Annotated in this window: 1 protein-coding gene; it reads right to left on the reverse strand. The window is 70.4% G+C overall.

Annotated elements, in window-relative coordinates:
- Positions 1-1,134: alpha-2-macroglobulin family protein (locus tag DYI24_RS26940; RefSeq protein WP_283810913.1), on the reverse strand; the 1,134-nt coding region annotated here is incomplete at both ends.

Below are 1,134 nucleotides of genomic sequence, written 5' to 3' on the forward strand. Positions count from 1 at the left end.
AACGGATAGCGGTCGAGCGCCTTGAGGATGGTGGCGGCGTCGAGCGCCGTCGACATGCTGACCGACAGCGACAGTCCGCCGGTGCCCGGCACCAGGTCGGAGAACATGTCGGAGGTCAGCGTCAGGCTGTCGCCCTTGGCGAGCGTCCGGATCGAGCGCCGCGCCAGGGTCTGGTTGGCGGGACGGACGTCGAGCGCATAGTGCCGCGCCAGCGACAGGCCGTTCGGCCCCTGGATCGCGACATCGAGCGCAGCCGTGCCGGCGCCACCGGCGTCCAGCATCAGCTTGGCCGAGCCGCGCTGCTTGGCGGCGAGCTTCATCGTGGTGGCCGCCTCGCCGCTCAGCTTCACCGGACCGCTGGCGCTGACCTTGATGGTGTAGTCGCCCGCGGCGCCTTCGACGTTGTCAAGGTCGAACGCCATGGTGCCGCGGTCGCCGTTGCGCAGGAAGCGCGGCAGCGTCGTGGTCAGCACCACCGGATCGCGCACCGTGACATCGGTGTTGGCGCGGCCGACCTTGGTGGCGGTCCACGCCACCGCCATCACCCGCGCGGTGCCGGCGAATTCGGGAATGTCGAAGTCGATCGTCGCGGTGCCATCGGCCGCCACGGTGACGATGCCGGAATACAGCGCCAGCGGCTTCTGCGTTGGCGGGCTGCCCTGCAGCTCGGCCGCGGAGGAGTCACCGCCGGAACGGATCTGGCCACGCGCGCCCTGCATGCCGTCGATCAGCTGGCCATAGAGGTCGCGGATCTCCGCGCTGAGCCGGCGCTGGCCGAGATAGTACACGTCCGGTGCCGGCGGCTTGTAGCCGGTGAGATTGAGGATGCCGACGTCGACCGCGACGACCACGATCTTGGCGTCTTCGCCGGGCGACAGCCCGCCGAGCCGGACCGGCAGTTTCAGCGTCGTCGACGGCCGCACCAAGGCCGGCGGCGACAGCTCGACCGACAGCGTGCGTGCCGCCTTGTCGATGCCGAACCATTTCAGGCCGATCGCACGGCCCGGCATCCGCTGCGCGGCGGTGTCGAGCGGCCGGCGCAGCGTCGTGACGACATAGGCGCCCGAGCCCCAATCCTTGCCGACCGTGAGCTTGACCTGCGGACTGCCCGGCTTTACCCGCAGCGCCTGCGTG

Origin of the sequence: Rhodopseudomonas sp. BR0C11 (assembly GCF_010820945.1) — a bacterium.
Taxonomy (GTDB): Bacteria; Pseudomonadota; Alphaproteobacteria; order Rhizobiales; family Xanthobacteraceae; genus Rhodopseudomonas; species Rhodopseudomonas palustris_H.